This window comes from Erwinia sp. LJJL01 (genome assembly GCF_047300805.2).
Taxonomy (GTDB): domain Bacteria; phylum Pseudomonadota; class Gammaproteobacteria; order Enterobacterales; family Enterobacteriaceae; genus Erwinia; species Erwinia aphidicola.
On the sequence record NZ_CP178576.1, the window covers coordinates 1,612,919 to 1,630,765 of the forward strand.

Below are 17,847 nucleotides of genomic sequence, written 5' to 3' on the forward strand. Positions count from 1 at the left end.
TAACGATGTTACCGATTACTGATTAAGACGCTAAAGTTATCCACAAGTTCAATTCAGGCAGTGGATATTTTACAAACAGCATGCTGTGCGGACAAGAGGCCAGAATTGCAGGGGGAAGTGACAGTTTGATGAACTTCCTCTGCGGCTAACGTTCACGCAGCAGAGGAAGATTATATCAAAAAAACGTGTACATGGGTTACTGCGGCGTAAATCGACGTAAATGTTGCACCGTGGCCAGCCACGCGGCTATCCAGCCAATCATCGCGGCAATCAACAGCAGCAGCAGGCTCTCATCCCACGCCAGGCCATGCAGCGCGAAGGTGGTGCCAAACACCGAAGCCACCTGCGTCACCACCGATTCAAGACGCAGCACCAGCACCTGCGACAGCACCAGCGACAGCAGCGCACCGGCAAAGCCGAGCATCGCGCCGCCGTACAGGAACGGCCGCAGGATAAAGCCGTCGGTGGCGCCGATCAGCTTCTGCACGTTGATAGTGTCGCGCCGCGCAAAGATGCTCAGGCGCACGCTGTTACCGATCACCAGGAACACCGCGATAATCATCAGGACGCCAATCATCGCTGCCACCTGGCCTACCAGCCCGGTCAGCGCCGCAAGGCGGGCAAACCAGCTGTCATCCATCTTCACTTCATCAATGCCCTGCACTTTCGACACGCGGTCGCGCAGGCTGTTCATGGTGTCGGAATTCTGGAAATTGAGCTTCGGTGTGATAATCGCCACCGCCGGCAGCGGGTTCTGCTCCAGCATATCCATCGCGCCGCCAAAGCCGGACCAGTTACGGAACTCGCCCTGCGCCTCTTCACGCGACAGATAGTTAACTTTTTCCACGCCCTCTTCTTTCTTCAGCTGCGCGACCACGCTTTCGGCGGCGTCGTCATCCAGCGTTTTGCTGAGGTAAACCGTCAGCTGCGGGGCCGGGTACCACTGCTCTGCGGCCTGGCTGACGTTCTTCCAGACCATGTAGCAGACGCTCGGCAGCGTCAGAGAGATAGCGATAACCATCACCGTCAGCAGCGTCGCCAGCGGCTGGCGCCACATATCAGACAGCGAACCGTGCATCGCATAGCGCCACTGCTCCTGCCAGCCGCCCTTCAGCGCTTTGCTTTTTGACGGCTGCTTCTGCTTCACCGCTTTGGCTGCCGCCGGGCGCGGATTACGTTTATTCACCACGATGACCTCCGTGCAGACGTCCCTGGTTGAGCGTCATCAGTCGATAGTTACGGCTGCCGATCAGCCCCATATCATGGGTCGCCATCAGCACGGTAACGCCGACGCGGTTAAACTCTTCGAACAGGCGCAGAATGCCTGCCGACAGCGCTTCATCAAGGTTACCGGTCGGTTCATCCGCCAGCAGCACCGCCGGTTTGTTCACCACCGCACGGGCAATGCCCACGCGCTGCTGCTCACCGCCGGACAGCTGGATAGGAAAACTTTTCGCTTTGTCGAGCAGGCCCACTTTATCCAGCGCGGCCGACACGCGGCGGCGGATATCTTCCCCGCTCGCCCCGGCGATGATCAGCGGGATAGCCACATTGTCATACACTGAGCGGTCCATCAGCAGATGGTGATCCTGGAAGATCATCCCGATCTGGCGGCGCAAAAACGGCACTTCACGGCTTTTCAAACGGCTGATGTCGTGGCCGCCAAACCAGATATGCCCGGCGCTCGGGCGCTCAATGCCACAGATCAGCTTCAGCAAGGTACTTTTACCTGCCCCGGAATGTCCGGTCAGAAACGCCATTTCACCGGGACGCAGATGAAAATCTACCCCCTGCAGCGCTTGCCGACCGCCGAGATAAGCCTTACTGACTTGTTCAAAGCGAATCATCCTAATTAGTCCTCTCGGGCAAAAAGTGCCTCAATAAAATCGTCAGCCTTAAACGATCGCAAATCTTCAATACCTTCGCCAACGCCGATATAGCGAATAGGAATGTTGAACTGGTCCGCCACCGAGAAGATCACGCCACCTTTCGCCGTACCGTCCAGCTTGGTGAGGGTGATCCCGGTCAGGCCCACAGCCTCGTGGAACAGTTTAGTCTGGCTGATAGCATTCTGGCCGGTGCTGGCATCAATCGTCAGCATCACCTCGTGCGGCGCCTGGTCGTCGAGCTTCTTCATCACGCGGGTGATTTTTTTCAGCTCTTCCATCAGGTGCGCTTTATTCTGCAAACGCCCGGCGGTATCGGCGATCAGCACGTCCACGTGGCGCGCTTTGGCGGCCTGGATGGCATCAAAAATCACCGACGCGGAATCCGCACCGGTATGCTGCGCGACCACCGGAATATTGTTGCGCTGGCCCCACACCTGCAGCTGTTCAACCGCTGCGGCGCGGAAAGTGTCGCCCGCCGCCAGCATCACCGACTTCCCTTCGGCCTGGAACTGACGCGCCAGCTTGCCGATGGTGGTGGTTTTACCCACGCCGTTCACGCCAACCATCAGGATAACAAACGGGGTTTTACCGCTCACATCCAGTGGCTGTTCCACTTTAGAGAGGATGGCGGCCATATCGGTTTTCAGCAGGCCGTACAGCGCTTCGGCATCGCGCAGCTCTTTGCGGCTGGCCTGAGCGGTGAGGTTGCTGATAATACGGCGGGTGGTTTCCATCCCGACGTCGGCAATCAGCAGCTGCTCTTCCAGCTCTTCAAACAGGTCGTCGTCAATTTTCTTACCGCGGAACAGGCTGATAAAGCCGGAACCGAGGTTTTGACGGGTCTTCACCAGGCTGCGCTTCAGGCGGGCAAAGAAGCCCTCTTTACCTGGGCGCTCCTGCTCGACCACCGCCGCTGCAACCTCTTCAGCTTCTTCAGGCTCTTCAGCCTCTTCAGCGCTCTCTTCGATGATTTCGGCGGCCAGCGCTGCGTCAACCGACTCCGCTGCCAGCGCGGCGGCTTCAAGCGACGCGTCGTCAATCACCTCTTCTTCAGCGGCAATCTCTTCCGGCAGGATCTCTTCTTCTACAGCGGTAATCACCTCGGGTTCTGGGGTCACCACGACAGGCTCAGGTTCAGCCGCTACCGGTGCTGCAACCACACGCGCTTCTTCCGCCTGCTGTTCCGCCACGCTCTGCGTGACCGCCACAATCTCTTCTGCCACTTTTTCAGGGGCAGGTTCCGGCTCGGCTAGCGATGTTGATGGCGCGTCAGAGGCAGGGGTTGCTTCAGCAGCCGGTGTGTCTTTAGCAACGGGGGTATCGGCAGAGGGCTGCTGTTCTAACGTTTCTTTTACCTCTTCCTCAGGCGCTTTCTCGTCACGCCCCAGGCCCAGCCAGGAAAAAAAGCCACGTTTTTTATTCTTTGCCATGTTGCAACCACACTCCTCGTGGGGAAAACCATTCTGGTGTATAAAGAGACTTACAGGCTGTGTCCGCAATTGTGCGTGAGCCCCGCTGGCGGTCAAATTCGCTTGTAGCAAGGCGAGAGTCGCGCCATTGGGTAAACCCAATCAGCGGCGAACAACGCGGTTACAAGCGAATTTGGCCCCAGCCCTGCGGGTCGCGCTCCAAAAATTCGTTCCCCGCGTTGTCAGGTTTGGCCATAGTTTACTATGGCCTGCACCCTCCGCCTTGATAACGAAATTTTGGCGCTGCGACGGGGCCACGACCAATTACGGGACACAGCCTGATTAATCCCTTAGTCTAACACTTTCTGCAGAGAGCATCACAGCACCCTTTTTACGTTTCCTCCGCCCGGTTAGCCCGTTAAACTGTGCAACAAATTATTAAGAGTTCAGTGAGATGACAAAGAAACCCCGCAGCGGCGCAGCCGGGCAAATACGTATCATTGGCGGCCTTTGGCGCGGCCGTAAGCTGCCGGTCCCGGACAGCGAAGGGCTGCGCCCGACCACCGACCGCGTGCGCGAAACCCTGTTTAACTGGCTGGCGGCCGATATTCAGCAGGCCAAGTGCCTCGACTGCTTCGCCGGAAGCGGTGCTCTCGGGCTGGAAGCGCTGTCGCGTCATGCGGGCAGCGCCACCCTGCTGGAGCTGGAGCGCCCGGTGGCGCAGCAGCTGGAAAAAAATCTCGCCACGCTGGGGGCAAAGAACGCGCGCGTCGTGAACACTAACACGTTGCAGTTCCTTGCCCAGAAAGGGGAGCCACATCAGCTGGTGTTTATCGACCCGCCGTTTCGCAAGGGATTACTGGAGCAGACCAGCACGCTGCTGGAAAGCAACGGCTGGCTGAGCGATGATGCGCTGGTGTATGTTGAGAGCGAAGTGGAACACGGCCTGCCGCCAGTGCCGGTAAACTGGCAGCTGCACCGGGAAAAAATTGCCGGGCAGGTGGCTTACCGCCTGTATATTCGCCACGCTCATGATAAGGAAACGTCAAATGTTGATTAATGCTGGCCGCGTACTGATGCTGTTCGTCTGGGCATTTTTACTGCTCAACCTGGTTCACCCTTTTCCCAAACCGCTGACGTACTTCGTCAACGTCGCGCTGTTTTTCATGGTGATCATGCACGGGCTACAGCTGGTGCTGATGCGCTCAACCCAGCCACCCGGCGCGGAAAAGCTCAGCGGCGTAACCCAGGCCAAAGTGTTTTTCTTTGGCGTGTTCGAACTGCTGGCGTGGCAAAAGAAGAATTATCCGAAGCAGTAAGTGCCGACCCTGGCTTAAAAGCATCAACGCACGACGCTGAGACAAGGCGAAACAAGCCGAAAAAGCGGAGTTTACACAACGTAAATGCGCATTTTTCGGCGCAGTTTTAACGCCGTATCAGCGAGAGGCGTTGGTGCTGAACGAAACGAATCGTGTGCCTTTGACCTTCAGCTCTCCCTTCACGCCCTTATCAATCTGATGATAATCGCCGGCGTTCAGCTCCAGCTTGAAATCCCCTGCGCCATTGAGCGGATGAAACCACGCCTCGTAGCGCATATCCTCCACCGGAATATTTTCACGCTGGCGCGAGCGGCGGTTCGGCGCCGGAAATTCGCGTTTGGTTTTCACTTCCACAATCAGGCTGCGCACCGGCGAAGCATCGTTAACCGCGACTTCACGCCGCTGTTTGATAAACTGACGCGTGGCTAAGATGGCAATAATGGCCAGCACGATAAAAAAGATCAGAGGTGGCTTCATGTTTTGTTCATCCTCCTGGAGGGAAAGTCGGCAGTGCGGCTAAGCATACAACCGGAGCCCTCTCATTGTCACATCGCGCCCGCGTAACCTAAACTGATTGCCAGTTGTGAAGTTTTTAATCTAAGGATAACAATATGATTTGGTCTTTCCTTGCGGTTCTTTTTTCCGGCTGGCTGTATGTCGACGCCTCTTACCGCGGCCCGCAGTGGCAGCGCTGGGTGTTTAAGCCCGTCACCCTACTACTGCTGCTGGCGTGGGCCTGGCAGGCGCCGGTACTGAAAACCACGGACTATCTGATCCTGCTTGGCCTGCTGGCGACGCTGATCGGTGATGCCCTGACGCTGCTGCCCAATAAGCGCATGCTGTACGCCATTGGCGCATTTTTCCTCTCGCATCTGCTGTATACCCTGTGCTTCGCCAGCCAGATGACGCTGAGCTTCTTCTGGCCGATCCCGCTCACTTTGCTGATTATCGGTGCGGCGCTGATCGCCACCGTGTGGAGCAGGCTGGAGGAGCTGCGCTGGCCCATCTGCACCTTTATCGGCATGACGATACTGATGGTGTGGCTGGCAGCAGAGCAGTATTTCTTCCGCCCGACCGATTACAGCTTTACCCTGGTCGCCGGTGCCGGACTGCTGCTGTTAGCCAATATTGTCTGGTTAATCAGCCACTACCGTCGCCGCTTTAACGCCGACCGGGCGATTGTTGCCGCCTGCTACTTTGCCGGTCACTTTATGATCGTGCGCTCCCTGTGGCTGTAAGCTGAGTTGACGCTTGACTCTGGAGTGGACTCCAGAGTGTAAGATGGGTGACTGGCGGGCACTGAAGCCCGCCGTCACCGGTCAGGAGGCGTTATGCACCAGCACTCTTCTTGCGGTTGTGGTCACTGCCACGCCAGCAAACAACACGGATGCAGCACCCGCCCGCGTCCCGTTATCAGCAAAATTACTTCCGTCAGCGCGGCCAGCGTTGAGGCGCCCTGCTGCGCCGAATCATCCTGCAGTCCCACCGGGGCTGACCCCCTTGATGAGGGCGACAGGCCCGGCTCCGGCACGCGCTTCAGCTGGCAGGTCAGCGGGATGGACTGCCCAAGCTGCGCGCGTAAAGTCGAAACCGCCGTCAGGCAGCTGCCCGGGATTCACCAGGCGCGCGTGGTGTTCGCCAGTGAAAAGCTGCTGGTCGACTGCTCAGACGACAGGCGCAGCGACGTCGAGCAGGCCGTGTCCCGCGCCGGGTTCCAGCTGCAGCGCAGCGACGCTGCGCCAGCAGCAAAAGCCGAAGTCAGCTTCTGGCGGGAAAATCTCAGCCTGATAGCCCTGGTGGGGCTGATGGCCATCAGCTGGCTGCTTAACAGCGTCAACCACCCGGCCGGCAACCTCGCCTTTATCGCCACCACGCTGGTGGGCGTCTGGCCCATTGCCCGCAGCGCGCTGCGCCTGATGCGCAGCGGGTCACCGTTCTCGATTGAAACCCTGATGAGCGTGGCCGCTATTGGTGCGCTGTTTATCGGTGCCACCGCAGAAGCGGCGATGGTGCTGCTGCTGTTTATGCTCGGCGAGCGGCTGGAGTCCTTCGCCGCCGGTCGCGCGCGCAAAGGCGTCACGGCTCTGATGGCGCTGAAGCCGGACGTTGCCCTGCGCATTAGCAACGGCCAGCGCGAGAGCGTGGCGGTCAGCGCGCTGCGCCCGGGCGATGTGATTGAAGTGGCCGCCGGAGCGCGCCTGCCCGCCGATGCCAGCCTGCTTAGCCCATTTGCCAGCTTCGACGAAAGCGCCCTGACCGGCGAGTCGATCCCGGTTGAGCGCCAGCAGGGCGAGAAAATCCGCGCCGGTTGCCTGAGCGTTGACCGTTTGGTGCAGCTGCAGGTGGTTTCCGAGCCGGGCAACAGCGCGATTGACCGCATTCTGCATCTGATTGAAGAGGCCGAAGAGCGCCGCGCGCCGATTGAGCGCTTCCTTGACCGCTTTAGCCGCATCTACACCCCGGTGATTATGCTGATGGCGCTGCTGGTCGCCATCGTGCCGCCGCTGCTGTTTGCCGCCGCGTGGCAGCCGTGGATCTATAAAGGGCTGACCCTGCTGCTGATCGGCTGCCCTTGCGCGCTGGTGATCTCCACCCCCGCCGCGATCACTTCCGGGCTGGCCGCCGCTGCGCGCCGTGGTGCGCTGATTAAAGGCGGCGCCGCGCTGGAAAGCCTCGGCAGCGTGCGCACCATCGCTTTTGATAAAACCGGCACGCTGACCGAGGGCAAGCCGCAGGTCACCGCGCTGCTGCCGCTGGCGGGCAGTGATGAGGAGCAGCTGCTGGCCACCGCCGCCGCGATTGAACAGGGTTCTTCGCACCCGCTGGCGCAGGCGATTGTTGCCGCCGCCGCCGGGCGCTCGCTGATATTGCCTGAAGCCACCGATCGGCGCGCTCTGGCAGGCAGCGGCGTGGAGGCAAAAGTTAGCGGGCGCTTACTTTCCATTAGCTCCCCGACTAAACTGCCTTCAACGCTGCTCGCCCCCCAGCAGCAGGTGGTGGAAGAGCTGGAAAGCGCCGGCAATACCGTGGTGCTGCTGCATGACGCCGCGCAGCTGCTGGGGATTATCGCCCTGCGCGATACGCTGCGCGCCGATGCCCGGGGCGCGCTGGCAGAGCTGCAAGCGCTGGGGATTAATGGCGTGATGCTGACCGGGGACAACCCGCGAGCTGCCGCCGCGATTGCCGCCGAGCTGGGGATTGACTACCGCGCCGGGCTGCTGCCGGCAGACAAGGTGGCGGCGGTCAGCGCGCTGAACGCTAAACAGCCGGTGGCGATGGTCGGTGACGGCATTAACGATGCGCCAGCGATGAAGGCCGCGACCATCGGCATTGCGATGGGCAGCGGCAGCGATGTGGCGCTGGAGACCGCCGACGCGGCGCTGACCCATAACCGCCTTAGCGGGCTGGCGGCGATGATCCGCCTGTCGCGCGCCACCCACGCCAATATCCGCCAGAACGTGGCGCTGGCGCTGGGGCTTAAGGGGATTTTTCTGCTGACCACGCTGCTGGGGATCACCGGCCTGTGGCTGGCGGTTCTGGCAGATTCGGGGGCTACCGCGTTAGTAACCGCTAACGCATTGCGACTGTTGCGCAAGAAATAACAGGCTGTCAACTTCACTATCCTGTAGGGGCTGACCCTCTTTTTCGGTCAGCCCGCCATGGGTCGACCGGAAAAAATGGTCGACCCGTACGCAGATCGGCGTACGGGCTATAACCCTTTCTTCAACAAAAACTGATACGGCATCGCCTCGGTGTTCTCGGCCACCAGCGTGTGTTCCATAAAACGGCAGAAGCCGGGGATATCGCGTTTGGTGGCCGGGTCATCGGCGATGATCAGCAGGGTTTCACCCTCCTGCATATGGCGCACGGTTTTGCGCACCATCATTACCGGTTCCGGGCAGCGCAGGCCCAGCGCATCAAGGGTCTGGTCGGGATTAGCGAAGAGGTCGCTCATGATATTCTCAATCTGGGATGACAAACTGCCGTCTATTTTAGCGCCAGCCGCACCGCGTGCAAGGGATCAATCCAACGATAACGTTTGCGCTAAAATTAACCATTGCAATAGCAGGCTAAAACGGTAAGATGCCGCGAAATCGTCCCAACGATAAAAAATTTAATTGGGTTCCCTCACCCCAACGTTTTCTAAAAAGGCTCAATATGATCGCTTTCACTGCGCGTCAGCGCACCCACGCGCTGGTCTGGCTCTCCCTGTTTCACCTGCTGGTGATCACCTCCAGTAACTACCTGGTCCAGCTGCCGGTGGCCATTTTTGGCCTGCACACCACCTGGGGTGCCTTCAGCTTCCCGTTTATCTTCCTCGCTACCGACCTGACCGTGCGTATTTTTGGCGCTCCGCTGGCACGCCGCATTATTCTGGCGGTGATGATCCCGGCGCTGGCGATCTCTTACGTTATCTCCGCACTGTTCTATCAGGGCGAATGGCAGGGCTTAGCCGCGCTGTCTCAGATGAACCTGTTTGTTGCCCGCATCGCCTGCGCCAGCTTTATGGCTTACGCGCTGGGCCAGATCTTAGACGTGCACGTCTTCAACCGCCTGCGTCAGAAAGCAGCATGGTGGATGGCCCCGGCGGCCGCGATGTTCCTCGGCAATATCAGCGACACGCTGGCATTCTTCTTTATCGCCTTCTATAAAAGCCCGGACCCGTTTATGGCCACGCACTGGGTGGAGATCGCCCTGGTGGATTACAGCTTCAAAGTGCTGATCTGCATGGTGTTCTTCCTGCCTGCCTACGGGGTGCTGCTCAACACCGCGCTCAAACGACTGGCCAGGACGCCCGCACGTACCCATGTAAACTTTGGTTAGGACGCGATCTGCAATAGTTGTTAAGTTGCTTTTAGCCGCTGAATACGCTTGTATAAGTGCCTGATAAAGACGCGACTACTGTAGAAAAGGGACCCTGATGCGTAACTTACTAAAATATGCCGGAATAGCAGTTCTGGTGGCTGGCCTGGCCGCCTGCGATGGCAAAAAAGACAAAGACGCTGCCGATGACAATGGCACCAGCAGCAGCCAGTCTACCCAGAACGTCACTCTGATGGACGGTAAGCTAAGCTTTACCCTGCCGCCGGGCATGTCGGACAAGAGCGGCAAGCTCGGGACTCAGGCCAATAATATGCACGTCTACGCCGATGAATCCGGCCAGAGAGCCATTATTGTGATTGATGGTGAGAGCACCAATGAAGGGCTGGACGTGCTGGCAGGCCGTCTGGAAGCGCAGCAGCGCAACCGCGATGCCCAACTGCAGGTGGTGACGAACAAAGCGATCACCGTCAAGGGTCAGCCACTTCAGCAGCTGGATACCGTAATCTCTGCCAACAACCAGTCTTCATGGTCTTCCGTGGTGCTGGGCAAAGTTGATGGCAAACTGTTGACGCTGCAAATCACCCTGCCTGCGGATAATCAGCAGCAGGCGCAGACCGAAGCGGAAAGCATTATCAATACCATTACGTTGAAATAGATAATGTTCTGTAGGGGCTGACCCTCTTTTACGGTCAGCCCCCTGGTCAGCCCACTAAAGGTCGACCAGAAAAGCGGTCGACCTCTACAGATTACGGGGTTAATTTACAAACCGGTATTTTCGCGGATATATTTGCGCGCTTTCACTGCATATTCAAACGGGTTCGCCAGCGCCGGGTCCTGCTCTGCTTCCACCACCATCCAGCCTTTGTAGCCGAAATCGTCGAGGATTTTAAACACCGGTTTGAAATCAATGACGCCATCACCCGGTACGGTAAAGGTGCCTTTCTTCACGCCATCTAAAAACGACAGCTTCTGGCTCTTCACCTGCGCCACCACCTCATCACGCACGTCTTTCAGATGCACATGGTTAATGCGCGGCAGATATTTCGTCAGGATCTCCAGCATCGCCTGCTGGCTGCCTTCCGAGTAGTACGCATGGCCGGTGTCGAACAGCAGATAGACGTCATCATGGGTTGCCGCCATAAAGCGCTCAATCTCTGCCGTGGTCTGGATGCCGGTGCCCATGTGGTGATGCAGGCCAACCGTCATGCCTTTCTCCGCCGCCAGCTTCGCCAGCTCGTTATAGCCCTCTGCCGTCAGGCGCCACTGCTCGTCGTTAAACAGCGGTTTCTCTTCCAGCACCGCTTTAGTGGTGCCCTGAATGCTCAGGCTCTGCTCTGAACAACCAATCACCTTTGCGCCCATTGCGTACAGGAAATCGCGGTGATTGATGAACTCATCAATGGTTTTCGCTTTGTCGCCGTTGGCGAAAAAGGTACTGAACCACGCGTTAACGATCTGCACGCCGCGAATATCGAGCATCGGCTTCAGCACCGCCGGATCGCGCGGATATTTGCTGCCCACTTCGCTGCCGGTAAAGCCAGCCAGCGCCATTTCACTGACGGTCTGCTGGAAGGTGTTCTCGCTACCCAGCTCCGGCATATCATCGTTGGTCCAGCCAATCGGGGCGATCGCCAGCTTCACGTTATCTTTATTCATCTGCATGTTAATACCTCTAAAGACGGCCGCAGCCGCCTGGCTCATTTGCTCAGCAGTTCACGCTCGATCAGCTCGCGCGTGGCGACCGCCTGAACAGGCATTTTTTCCGGGTAACCAAACAGGGAAGAGGCAATAATCGACTCGCCACCGACTTTATAAGTGCGGTTAGCAAAGTCCATTTCGCGCAGCGTCTGGAACAGCGTCGGGAAATCCACCTCCCCTTCGCCCACACCCACATGCTGGTGAATCGTGGCGTCAACGCCAGGCGGGTTCACAATATAGCGGCAGTGTTTGGTGTGGTTCATGGTGTCAGCGATCAGCACGTGCGACAGGTCACCGCCTGCGTACTCCAGCATGCTCTTCACGTCGCCTTTTCCTTTGTCGTAGAAGAAGGTGTGCGGCACGCTGTACAGGTATTTGACGTTTTCACTGCGGAACGATTTCACCAGGTCGGCGGTTTCGTTGTTCTCTTCGCAGAAATCCCACGGGTGCGACTGGATTTCGATGCGGATGCCTTCACGTTCGACGATCGGCAGAATTTCTTCCATCGAGCGATAGAACATCTCTTCACAAATTTCGGGTTCGTTCGGGGTTCCCGACAGCTCGGTGTTGATCACCTGCACGCCGGTTTCCACCGCAATTTCAATCATCCGCTTCCAGTTACGCACGGCAGCCTGACGCCGCGCTTCGTCCGGGCCTGACCAGCGATACACCACGATGTACGAGGAGATTTCTAACCCGGTCTCGCGCAGCGCGTTCTTGTACTCGGTAATAATTTCGCGGCTGGCTTTTGGATGCTTATAGAACGGGTTGATCTGCGGATGCGGGGACTGTTCAATATATTTATAGCCCCAGTCGGCCACCTGGTGAACCATTTTTGTGATGCCTAAATCTCGAATGACATCCACATCAAAGGCAATTTTCATCAGACTCTCCGTGCTAAATCAGTACGCTGTTTAACGGTGTTCCCCCGCTTACAAACGGGGGTGACGCGCCCTAATCAGTGATAGAAAGAGGGGCGCTGCGGCAGTTCCACCGGCTCAATCGCGCCACTTTCCTGCGCCTTCAGGCAGGCATCTGCGGCAACGGAAGCGGCATAGCCGTCCCAGGCGGATGGCCCGGTCAGCTTGCCCGCGCTGGCATCATTAATAAATGCCTGCAGCTCAACGTCATAGGCATCGATAAAGCGGTCTTTCCAGTCGGTCAGGATCGCGGTTGAGAGATTGGCACTCTTGCGCATCTGCACGGCGGATGGCTCAGGCAGCTTAGCGATCCCCTCTTCCCCCACCACTTCACACTGGATGTCGTAGCCGTAAGCACAGTTGACGAAGATCTCAACGTCAATGCGGATACCTTTACGGGTTTCAAACAGCACCACCTGCGGATCGCGCAGCTTGCCGTGCGTTTTTGACGTGGAGCGCGGGAACACCACCTGCACCGATTTGTAATCGTCTTCGGTCAGCCAGCGCAGCACGTCCAGCTCGTGGATCAGCGTGTTGGTGATCGCCATATCCGTGGTGTAGTTTTCCGGCACGGTCGGGTTGCGGTGCGCGCAGTGCAGCATCAGCGGCTCGCCGATTTCACCCTGCTTAATCACCTTCTTCAGCGCACGATAGCCGCTGTCGTACGGGCGCATAAAGCCTACCTGCACCAGGCGCTTACCAAATTTGATTTCGGCATCGACGATACGGCGGCAACCTTCGGCGCTCATTGCCAGCGGCTTCTCGCAGAACACCGGCTTACCGGCAGCAATCGCCGCCAGGGTAAACTCTTCGTGCGTGGGGTCCCAGGAGGTCACCAGCAGCGCATCAACATTCGGGGAGTTCACCACGTCATGACCGTTAGCAAACACCTCGGCTTCAATACCGATGCGCGTCAGAGCGGCTTTCGCCCCGTCGATGTTGATATCAGAAACGGCCACCACCTGGGCACCCTGCAGCACTTTGCTACAGCGGCGAATGTGTTCCTGGCCAATGGCGCCCGTTCCGATTACACCTAATTTCAATGTCATAACAGGTCCTTACTTGTAGGGTTTATCCCCGTCATACTTCAAGCTGCAAGTGCGTTGGCTGCAACTCGAATTATTTTGGGTATATAGCGGGCGCGTTAACGCCCGCAAGGTAAAAGCACAGCAAAAAGTAAAATTAGTATTCCCGAGCCTGGTCGATATGTTGGTTCAGCATGCGCGCCACGGCGTCTACGCGCTCTGAGTTGGATACCTGGGCACCGCCCACGCGCCACCAGCTGAAGTATTTGTGGATCATGGTTTTCGGCAGCACTTTAATGTCGATCAGGGTGGATACCGTCTGCTTCTGGGCATCCGCCAGCGCCGCTTCCAGCTGCTCCAGCGTGGTCACGCGATAGGTTTTACAGCCGTAACCGGCCGCAATCGCCGCGAAGTCGACCGGCACGAAGCCGCCGTCCAGCCTGCCGCCTTCGCGGAAGCGGAACTCGGTGGTAAAGCTGTCCATGCCGTGTTCCATCTGCAGATTGTTGATACAGCCGTTGGTCATGTTGTCGAACAGGATCACGTTGATCTTGGCGCGCTCCTGGATCGAGGTCACCAGCTCGGAGTGCAGCATCATAAATGAGCCGTCGCCGACGAAGGTGTAAACCTCGCGCTGTGGCTCAGCCAGCTTTACGCCCAGTGAAGCGTTGACCTCGTAGCCCATGCAGGAGTAGCCATACTCGACGTGATAGCTGTTGTAATCTTTGTTGCGCCACATGCGCTGCAGGTCGCCCGGCAGGCTGCCTGCGGCCGCCACAATCACTGCATCCTTTGGGAGATGCTCATTGAGCGTGCCCAGCACGCTGCTCTGAGTCAGCCAGGAACCGGTCAGGCGGTTAAACTCGGCCCACACCGCGTCACGGTCCATGTGGTCATCGATCTCCGGCACGTAGTCGGCACCGCTGTAGACGGAGGAGTAAACGCGCTGGGTCTCTTTCAGCAGTTTGCTCTGCGCCTGCGACACTTTTTCACCCCAGCCGCTGCTGAAGCCGGTCGTCGCCAGGCGGCTCTCCAGCGCGATCAGAGCTTCCTGGGCATCGGCCACCACCTGAACGGCATCGAGCTTATAGGCATCAAAATTACTGACGTTAATGTTGATGTAGCTGACGTCCGGGTTCTGGAAAATCCATTTCGAGGCGGTGGTAAAGTCGGTGTAACGCGTCCCGATACCGATCACCAGATCGGCCTCTTTCGCCAGCAGGTTGGCCGCCAGGCAGCCGGTTTCACCCACGCCGCCCACGTTCAGCGGGTGATCGGAAATCACGGTGCCTTTCCCGGCCTGAGTTTCGGCAAACGGAATATTGTAGCGCTCGGCAAACGCCACCAGCGCCTCGCCCGCGCCGGAGTATTTCACCCCACCGCCGCAGATAATCATCGGCTTCTTCTTACCGGCAATCAGCGCTAACGCATCGGCAAGCTGGCCTTCGGTCGGCAGGCGACGCTCCAGGCGATGGACGCGCTTCTGGAAAAAGTAATCCGGGAAATCATAGGCTTCACCCTGCACGTCCTGCGGCAGTGAAATCGTCACCGCGCCGGTTTCCGCCGGGTCGGTCAGCACGCGCATGGCGTTAATGCAGGCGGTCATCAGCTGCTCAGGGCGGCTGACGCGGTCCCAGTATTTGCTGACGGCGCGGAAGGCATCGTTGGTGCTGATGCTGAGGTCGTGGCTCTGCTCAATCTGTTGCAGCACCGGGTCCGGCTGGCGCGTGGCGAACACGTCGCCCGGCAGCAGCAGCAGCGGAATGCGGTTAGCGGTGGCGGTGGCCGCTGCGGTGACCATATTGGCCGCGCCCGGGCCAACGGAAGAGGTACAGGCGATGATTTCGCGGCGCAGTTTCTGCTTGGCAAAACCGATAGCCGCATGCGCCATACCCTGCTCGTTTCGGCCCTGATGCACCACAAGGTCACCGCTGTCCTGCTCCAGCGCCTGGCCTAAGCCCAGCACGTTGCCGTGACCAAAGATGGCGAAAATGCCCTTCACAAACTTGGTTTCAACGCCGTCTACCGACAGATACTGATTATCCAGGAATCTGACCAGAGCCTGTGCCGTGGTTAATCTCGTCTTGCCCATTTGCTCTTCCTTTGTGGTTCGACGGCCGCATCTTTAGGTCGGCCGGGGTTCGCATTTATGGTCGCCTTATGCGCAAAACGGCGACAGCTGTAAGTGAAACGTGGGACGATTATAAACAAATATTTTTTTCACCAAACACAATTACAGAAGAAACATTTCATTTTGCGAGAGAGATCAAATTCTGCGGTGAAACGGGGATGCAAGGGGGGATCGCCAGCGAGTAAATGAAACGATAACAGGATCTTCAGTCATAAATGAGAAAAACCGTTTCACTTCAATATGTTCGCAGATCGGTCAGGACAAAGTTGCGAGGCCGCTCACATCTCTGTCATAGCGCGAAACACCCCCCGCCAGCCGCACGTTGAAATCAGCGATACAAGAGTTTTAACCACTTCACACTTTTGGGGTAATAATTTCATTTCATATTGAAATTGAAATTTTTATTCCTCATACTTTGCTTATGTAAGATCCGGAATCGATCGGGCATTCAAGCCACTGATCTGCTGGAGAAGCTCAACAGGATCAGCTAAAGAGGAAAAAACAGGTATGACTACACAACAGAAGCGGCTTGATGTGATTTGTATCGGACGCATCGCCGTCGACCTTTATGGCCAGCAGATCGGTGCGCGCCTTGAAGATGAAACCACCTTCGCGAAATACCTTGGCGGTTCCTCCGGCAATGTGGCTTACGGCACGGCAATCCAGGGTCTGAAATCAGCGATGCTGGCCCGCGTGGGCGACGAACATATGGGCCGCTTCCTGCGCGAAGAGCTGCAGCGCGTTGGCTGTGATACCCAGAGCCTGATTACCGATAAAACCCGCCTGACCGGGCTGGTGATCTTAGGGATCAAAGATCAGGAAACCTTCCCGCTGGTGTTCTACCGCGACAACTGCGCTGATATGGGCCTGGTGCCGGACGATATTCAGGAAGATTACATTTCCTCTGCCCGCGCCGTGGCCGTGACCGGCACGCATCTGTCGCACCCCGATACCCGCGCCGCCGTGCTGAAAGCGCTGGAAATTGCGCGTAAAAATGGCCTGCGCACCGCGCTCGATATCGACTACCGCCCGGTACTGTGGGGCCTGACCTCGCTGGGCGATGGCGAAACGCGCTTTGTCGAATCCGAACGCGTCACCCGGCAGCTGCAGGAAGTGCTGCACTACTTTGATCTGGTGGTGGGCACCGAAGAGGAGTTCCACATCGCGGGCGGCAGCACCGACAGCCTGACCGCGCTGAAAAACGTGCGCAAAGCAACCCAGGCGACGCTGGTGTGCAAACGCGGCCCGCTGGGCTGCGTGGTATTTGAAGGCGAGATCCCGGACAGCTGGGAACAGACCAAACTGCAAACCGGCGTGCGCGTGGAGGTGCTCAACGTGCTCGGCGCGGGCGATGCCTTTATGTCCGGCCTGCTGCGCGGCTGGCTGAACGATGAAAGCTGGGAACAGGCCTGCCGCTACGCCAACGCCTGCGGTGCGCTGGTGGTGTCGCGCCATGGCTGCGCCCCGGCGATGCCCACCAAACAGGAACTGGACGACTTCCTCAGCCGCGACAAAGAGGTCACCCGTCCGGATCTCGACCCGCGCCTCAACCATCTGCACCGCGTCACCACCCGCAAACAGCAGTGGCAGGAGCTGAACGTCTTCGCCTTCGACCACCGCAAACAGCTGGCCGATATGGCCACGGAAGCGGGGGTTGATGACTCACGCATTCCTGAGCTTAAGCTGCTGCTGCTGCAGGGTGCGCAGCAGGCGGCGCAAGAGGCGGGCCTCGACGATGGCCGCAGCGGCATTCTGGCCGACACCACCTATGGCCAGCCGGCGCTGAACGCCATCACCGGCAAGGGCTGGTGGATTGGGCGCCCGATCGAGCTGCCAGGCTCGCGCCCGCTGCGCCTGGAGCACGGCAACATCGGCTCGCAGCTGATCGACTGGCCGCAGGAGCACGTGGTCAAGTGCCTGACCTTCTACCATCCGCATGACAGCGCAGAAATGCGCCAGCAGCAGGATGAGCTGATCCTCGACGTGTGGAACGGCTGTAACAAATCCGGCCACGAGCTGCTGCTGGAAGTGATCCTGCCCGACAGCAACCCGGATAAGGATGAGAAGCACTATCTGGAAATCCTCAGCCACTTCTACAGCTTAGGGATCCAGCCGGACTGGTGGAAGCTGCCGCCGCTCTCCCATGACGCCTGGCAGGCGATCGGCAAACTGATTGAGCAGCACGACCCGCACTGCCGCGGCATCCTGCTGCTGGGCCTGGACGCGCCGGAGGTCGAACTGAAAGCCGGTTTCGCCGCCGCCGCGAAATCGCCGTGGGTGAAGGGTTTCGCCGTCGGCCGCACCATCTTCGGCCAGCCGTCACGCCAGTGGCTGCAGGGTGAGCTGGATAACGCTGCGCTGATTGAGAAAGTGAAAAGTAATTATCTGACGCTGATTGGCTACTGGCGGGAAGCGCGCCCGGAAAGTTAAGATGCTCTCTGGCCGGGGGTAAATTTGGGTTTATTTCCGGTCTTCTTTATCAAAGCCTGTGCCATCAGGCTGTTACTCACTCCTATTCCCTCCGCGTTATATTTATCACTATTTTCTTTTGTCTTTCCACTCACTCAACTCCGATAACAGCCCGCAGGGGTTTTGATCTAAAAAATTAAAACATGCGATCTTTTGATCTGTG

Annotated in this window: 16 protein-coding genes; 7 read left to right on the forward strand and 9 right to left on the reverse strand. The window is 58.1% G+C overall.

Going from position 1 to position 17,847, the window contains the following annotated elements; translation table 11 throughout:
• Positions 1-196: 196 nt before the first annotated feature.
• Genes ftsX through ftsY form a run of 3 tightly spaced genes read right to left on the reverse strand, consistent with a single transcriptional unit; the run spans position 197 to position 3,319 of the window.
• Complete coding sequence (gene ftsX, locus ACLI4M_RS08390) at positions 197-1,189, reverse strand: permease-like cell division protein FtsX (RefSeq protein WP_048917740.1); 993 nt, start codon at positions 1,187-1,189, stop codon at positions 197-199.
• Entirely contained in the window at positions 1,179-1,847 is a 669-nt protein-coding gene (gene ftsE, locus ACLI4M_RS08395; protein WP_048917741.1) for a cell division ATP-binding protein FtsE, read from the reverse strand. The genes ftsX and ftsE overlap by 11 nt, the downstream gene beginning before the upstream one ends.
• A gap of 5 nt (positions 1,848-1,852) precedes the next feature.
• Positions 1,853-3,319, reverse strand: a complete 1,467-nt coding sequence (gene ftsY / locus ACLI4M_RS08400) for a signal recognition particle-docking protein FtsY (protein ID WP_133622518.1) — start codon at positions 3,317-3,319, stop codon at positions 1,853-1,855.
• A gap of 433 nt (positions 3,320-3,752) precedes the next feature.
• Between ftsY and rsmD the strand changes: the two genes are divergently transcribed.
• Together rsmD and ACLI4M_RS08410 are read left to right on the forward strand one after the other, a co-directional pair.
• Positions 3,753-4,358: a 16S rRNA (guanine(966)-N(2))-methyltransferase gene (gene rsmD, locus ACLI4M_RS08405; RefSeq protein ID WP_133622517.1), complete on the forward strand. Its 606-nt coding sequence runs from the start codon at positions 3,753-3,755 to the stop codon at positions 4,356-4,358.
• Positions 4,348-4,617 (forward strand): DUF1145 family protein, encoded by a 270-nt coding sequence (locus tag ACLI4M_RS08410; protein WP_048917744.1) that lies wholly within the window; start codon positions 4,348-4,350, stop codon positions 4,615-4,617. The genes rsmD and ACLI4M_RS08410 overlap by 11 nt, the downstream gene beginning before the upstream one ends.
• Before the next feature lie 117 nt (positions 4,618-4,734).
• Here ACLI4M_RS08410 and ACLI4M_RS08415 read toward each other — a convergent pair whose 3' ends face one another.
• A complete protein-coding gene (locus ACLI4M_RS08415; RefSeq protein WP_133622516.1) occupies positions 4,735-5,094 on the reverse strand; it encodes a DUF2500 domain-containing protein in 360 nt (119 codons plus the stop codon).
• 134 nt (positions 5,095-5,228) lie between these two features.
• On the opposite strand from ACLI4M_RS08415, the gene ACLI4M_RS08420 reads away from it, so the two are divergent.
• Together ACLI4M_RS08420 and ACLI4M_RS08425 are read left to right on the forward strand one after the other, a co-directional pair.
• Positions 5,229-5,855 carry a lysoplasmalogenase gene (locus ACLI4M_RS08420; RefSeq protein WP_133622515.1) on the forward strand — a complete coding sequence of 209 codons (627 nt, stop codon included), beginning with the start codon at positions 5,229-5,231 and terminating at the stop codon, positions 5,853-5,855.
• A 93-nt stretch (positions 5,856-5,948) separates the two neighbouring features.
• Positions 5,949-8,219: a zinc/cadmium/mercury/lead-transporting ATPase gene (locus ACLI4M_RS08425; protein WP_133622514.1), complete on the forward strand. Its 2,271-nt coding sequence runs from the start codon at positions 5,949-5,951 to the stop codon at positions 8,217-8,219.
• A gap of 107 nt (positions 8,220-8,326) precedes the next feature.
• Here the strand turns inward: ACLI4M_RS08425 and tusA are convergent, their stop codons facing one another.
• Positions 8,327-8,572 (reverse strand): sulfurtransferase TusA, encoded by a 246-nt coding sequence (gene tusA / locus ACLI4M_RS08430; RefSeq protein WP_048917748.1) that lies wholly within the window; start codon positions 8,570-8,572, stop codon positions 8,327-8,329.
• A gap of 203 nt (positions 8,573-8,775) precedes the next feature.
• Between tusA and ACLI4M_RS08435 the strand changes: the two genes are divergently transcribed.
• Together ACLI4M_RS08435 and ACLI4M_RS08440 are read left to right on the forward strand one after the other, a co-directional pair.
• Positions 8,776-9,441 (forward strand): 7-cyano-7-deazaguanine/7-aminomethyl-7-deazaguanine transporter, encoded by a 666-nt coding sequence (locus ACLI4M_RS08435; protein ID WP_048917749.1) that lies wholly within the window; start codon positions 8,776-8,778, stop codon positions 9,439-9,441.
• 97 nt (positions 9,442-9,538) lie between these two features.
• Complete coding sequence (locus ACLI4M_RS08440) at positions 9,539-10,096, forward strand: DcrB family lipoprotein (protein ID WP_048917750.1); 558 nt, start codon at positions 9,539-9,541, stop codon at positions 10,094-10,096.
• A 104-nt stretch (positions 10,097-10,200) separates the two neighbouring features.
• Here ACLI4M_RS08440 and iolE read toward each other — a convergent pair whose 3' ends face one another.
• The 4 genes from iolE to iolD all read right to left on the reverse strand — a co-directional run bounded on the left by iolE (position 10,201) and on the right by iolD (position 15,176).
• Positions 10,201-11,097, reverse strand: coding sequence for a myo-inosose-2 dehydratase (gene iolE / locus ACLI4M_RS08445; protein ID WP_133624992.1), 897 nt, complete (start codon positions 11,095-11,097; stop codon positions 10,201-10,203).
• A 41-nt stretch (positions 11,098-11,138) separates the two neighbouring features.
• The gene (locus ACLI4M_RS08450; protein WP_133622513.1) at positions 11,139-12,023 is read right to left on the reverse strand and encodes a sugar phosphate isomerase/epimerase family protein; all 885 of its coding nucleotides are present in this window, start codon (positions 12,021-12,023) and stop codon (positions 11,139-11,141) included.
• A 74-nt stretch (positions 12,024-12,097) separates the two neighbouring features.
• Positions 12,098-13,108 carry a Gfo/Idh/MocA family protein gene (locus tag ACLI4M_RS08455; RefSeq protein ID WP_133622512.1) on the reverse strand — a complete coding sequence of 337 codons (1,011 nt, stop codon included), beginning with the start codon at positions 13,106-13,108 and terminating at the stop codon, positions 12,098-12,100.
• A gap of 133 nt (positions 13,109-13,241) precedes the next feature.
• Positions 13,242-15,176, reverse strand: coding sequence for a 3D-(3,5/4)-trihydroxycyclohexane-1,2-dione acylhydrolase (decyclizing) (iolD, locus tag ACLI4M_RS08460; RefSeq protein WP_133622511.1), 1,935 nt, complete (start codon positions 15,174-15,176; stop codon positions 13,242-13,244).
• A 546-nt stretch (positions 15,177-15,722) separates the two neighbouring features.
• Between iolD and ACLI4M_RS08465 the strand changes: the two genes are divergently transcribed.
• Positions 15,723-17,645 carry a bifunctional 5-dehydro-2-deoxygluconokinase/5-dehydro-2-deoxyphosphogluconate aldolase gene (locus tag ACLI4M_RS08465; protein ID WP_133622510.1) on the forward strand — a complete coding sequence of 641 codons (1,923 nt, stop codon included), beginning with the start codon at positions 15,723-15,725 and terminating at the stop codon, positions 17,643-17,645.
• The last annotated feature ends 202 nt before the right edge of the window (positions 17,646-17,847 follow it).

Excerpts from the sequence above, each read along its gene's own strand:
- ftsE (WP_048917741.1), bottom strand. The coding sequence starts at position 1,847 with ATGATTCGCTTTGAACAAGTCAGTAAGGCTTATCTCGGCGGTCGGCAA.
- ftsY (WP_133622518.1), bottom strand. The coding sequence starts at position 3,319 with ATGGCAAAGAATAAAAAACGTGGCTTTTTTTCCTGGCTGGGCCTGGGG.
- rsmD (WP_133622517.1), top strand. The coding sequence starts at position 3,753 with ATGACAAAGAAACCCCGCAGCGGCGCAGCCGGGCAAATACGTATCATT.
- ACLI4M_RS08410 (WP_048917744.1), top strand. The coding sequence starts at position 4,348 with ATGTTGATTAATGCTGGCCGCGTACTGATGCTGTTCGTCTGGGCATTT.
- ACLI4M_RS08415 (WP_133622516.1), bottom strand. The coding sequence starts at position 5,094 with ATGAAGCCACCTCTGATCTTTTTTATCGTGCTGGCCATTATTGCCATC.
- ACLI4M_RS08420 (WP_133622515.1), top strand. The coding sequence starts at position 5,229 with ATGATTTGGTCTTTCCTTGCGGTTCTTTTTTCCGGCTGGCTGTATGTC.
- ACLI4M_RS08425 (WP_133622514.1), top strand. The coding sequence starts at position 5,949 with ATGCACCAGCACTCTTCTTGCGGTTGTGGTCACTGCCACGCCAGCAAA.
- tusA (WP_048917748.1), bottom strand. The coding sequence starts at position 8,572 with ATGAGCGACCTCTTCGCTAATCCCGACCAGACCCTTGATGCGCTGGGC.
- ACLI4M_RS08435 (WP_048917749.1), top strand. The coding sequence starts at position 8,776 with ATGATCGCTTTCACTGCGCGTCAGCGCACCCACGCGCTGGTCTGGCTC.
- ACLI4M_RS08440 (WP_048917750.1), top strand. The coding sequence starts at position 9,539 with ATGCGTAACTTACTAAAATATGCCGGAATAGCAGTTCTGGTGGCTGGC.
- iolE (WP_133624992.1), bottom strand. The coding sequence starts at position 11,097 with ATGAATAAAGATAACGTGAAGCTGGCGATCGCCCCGATTGGCTGGACC.
- ACLI4M_RS08450 (WP_133622513.1), bottom strand. The coding sequence starts at position 12,023 with ATGAAAATTGCCTTTGATGTGGATGTCATTCGAGATTTAGGCATCACA.
- ACLI4M_RS08455 (WP_133622512.1), bottom strand. The coding sequence starts at position 13,108 with ATGACATTGAAATTAGGTGTAATCGGAACGGGCGCCATTGGCCAGGAA.
- iolD (WP_133622511.1), bottom strand. The coding sequence starts at position 15,176 with ATGGGCAAGACGAGATTAACCACGGCACAGGCTCTGGTCAGATTCCTG.
- ACLI4M_RS08465 (WP_133622510.1), top strand. The coding sequence starts at position 15,723 with ATGACTACACAACAGAAGCGGCTTGATGTGATTTGTATCGGACGCATC.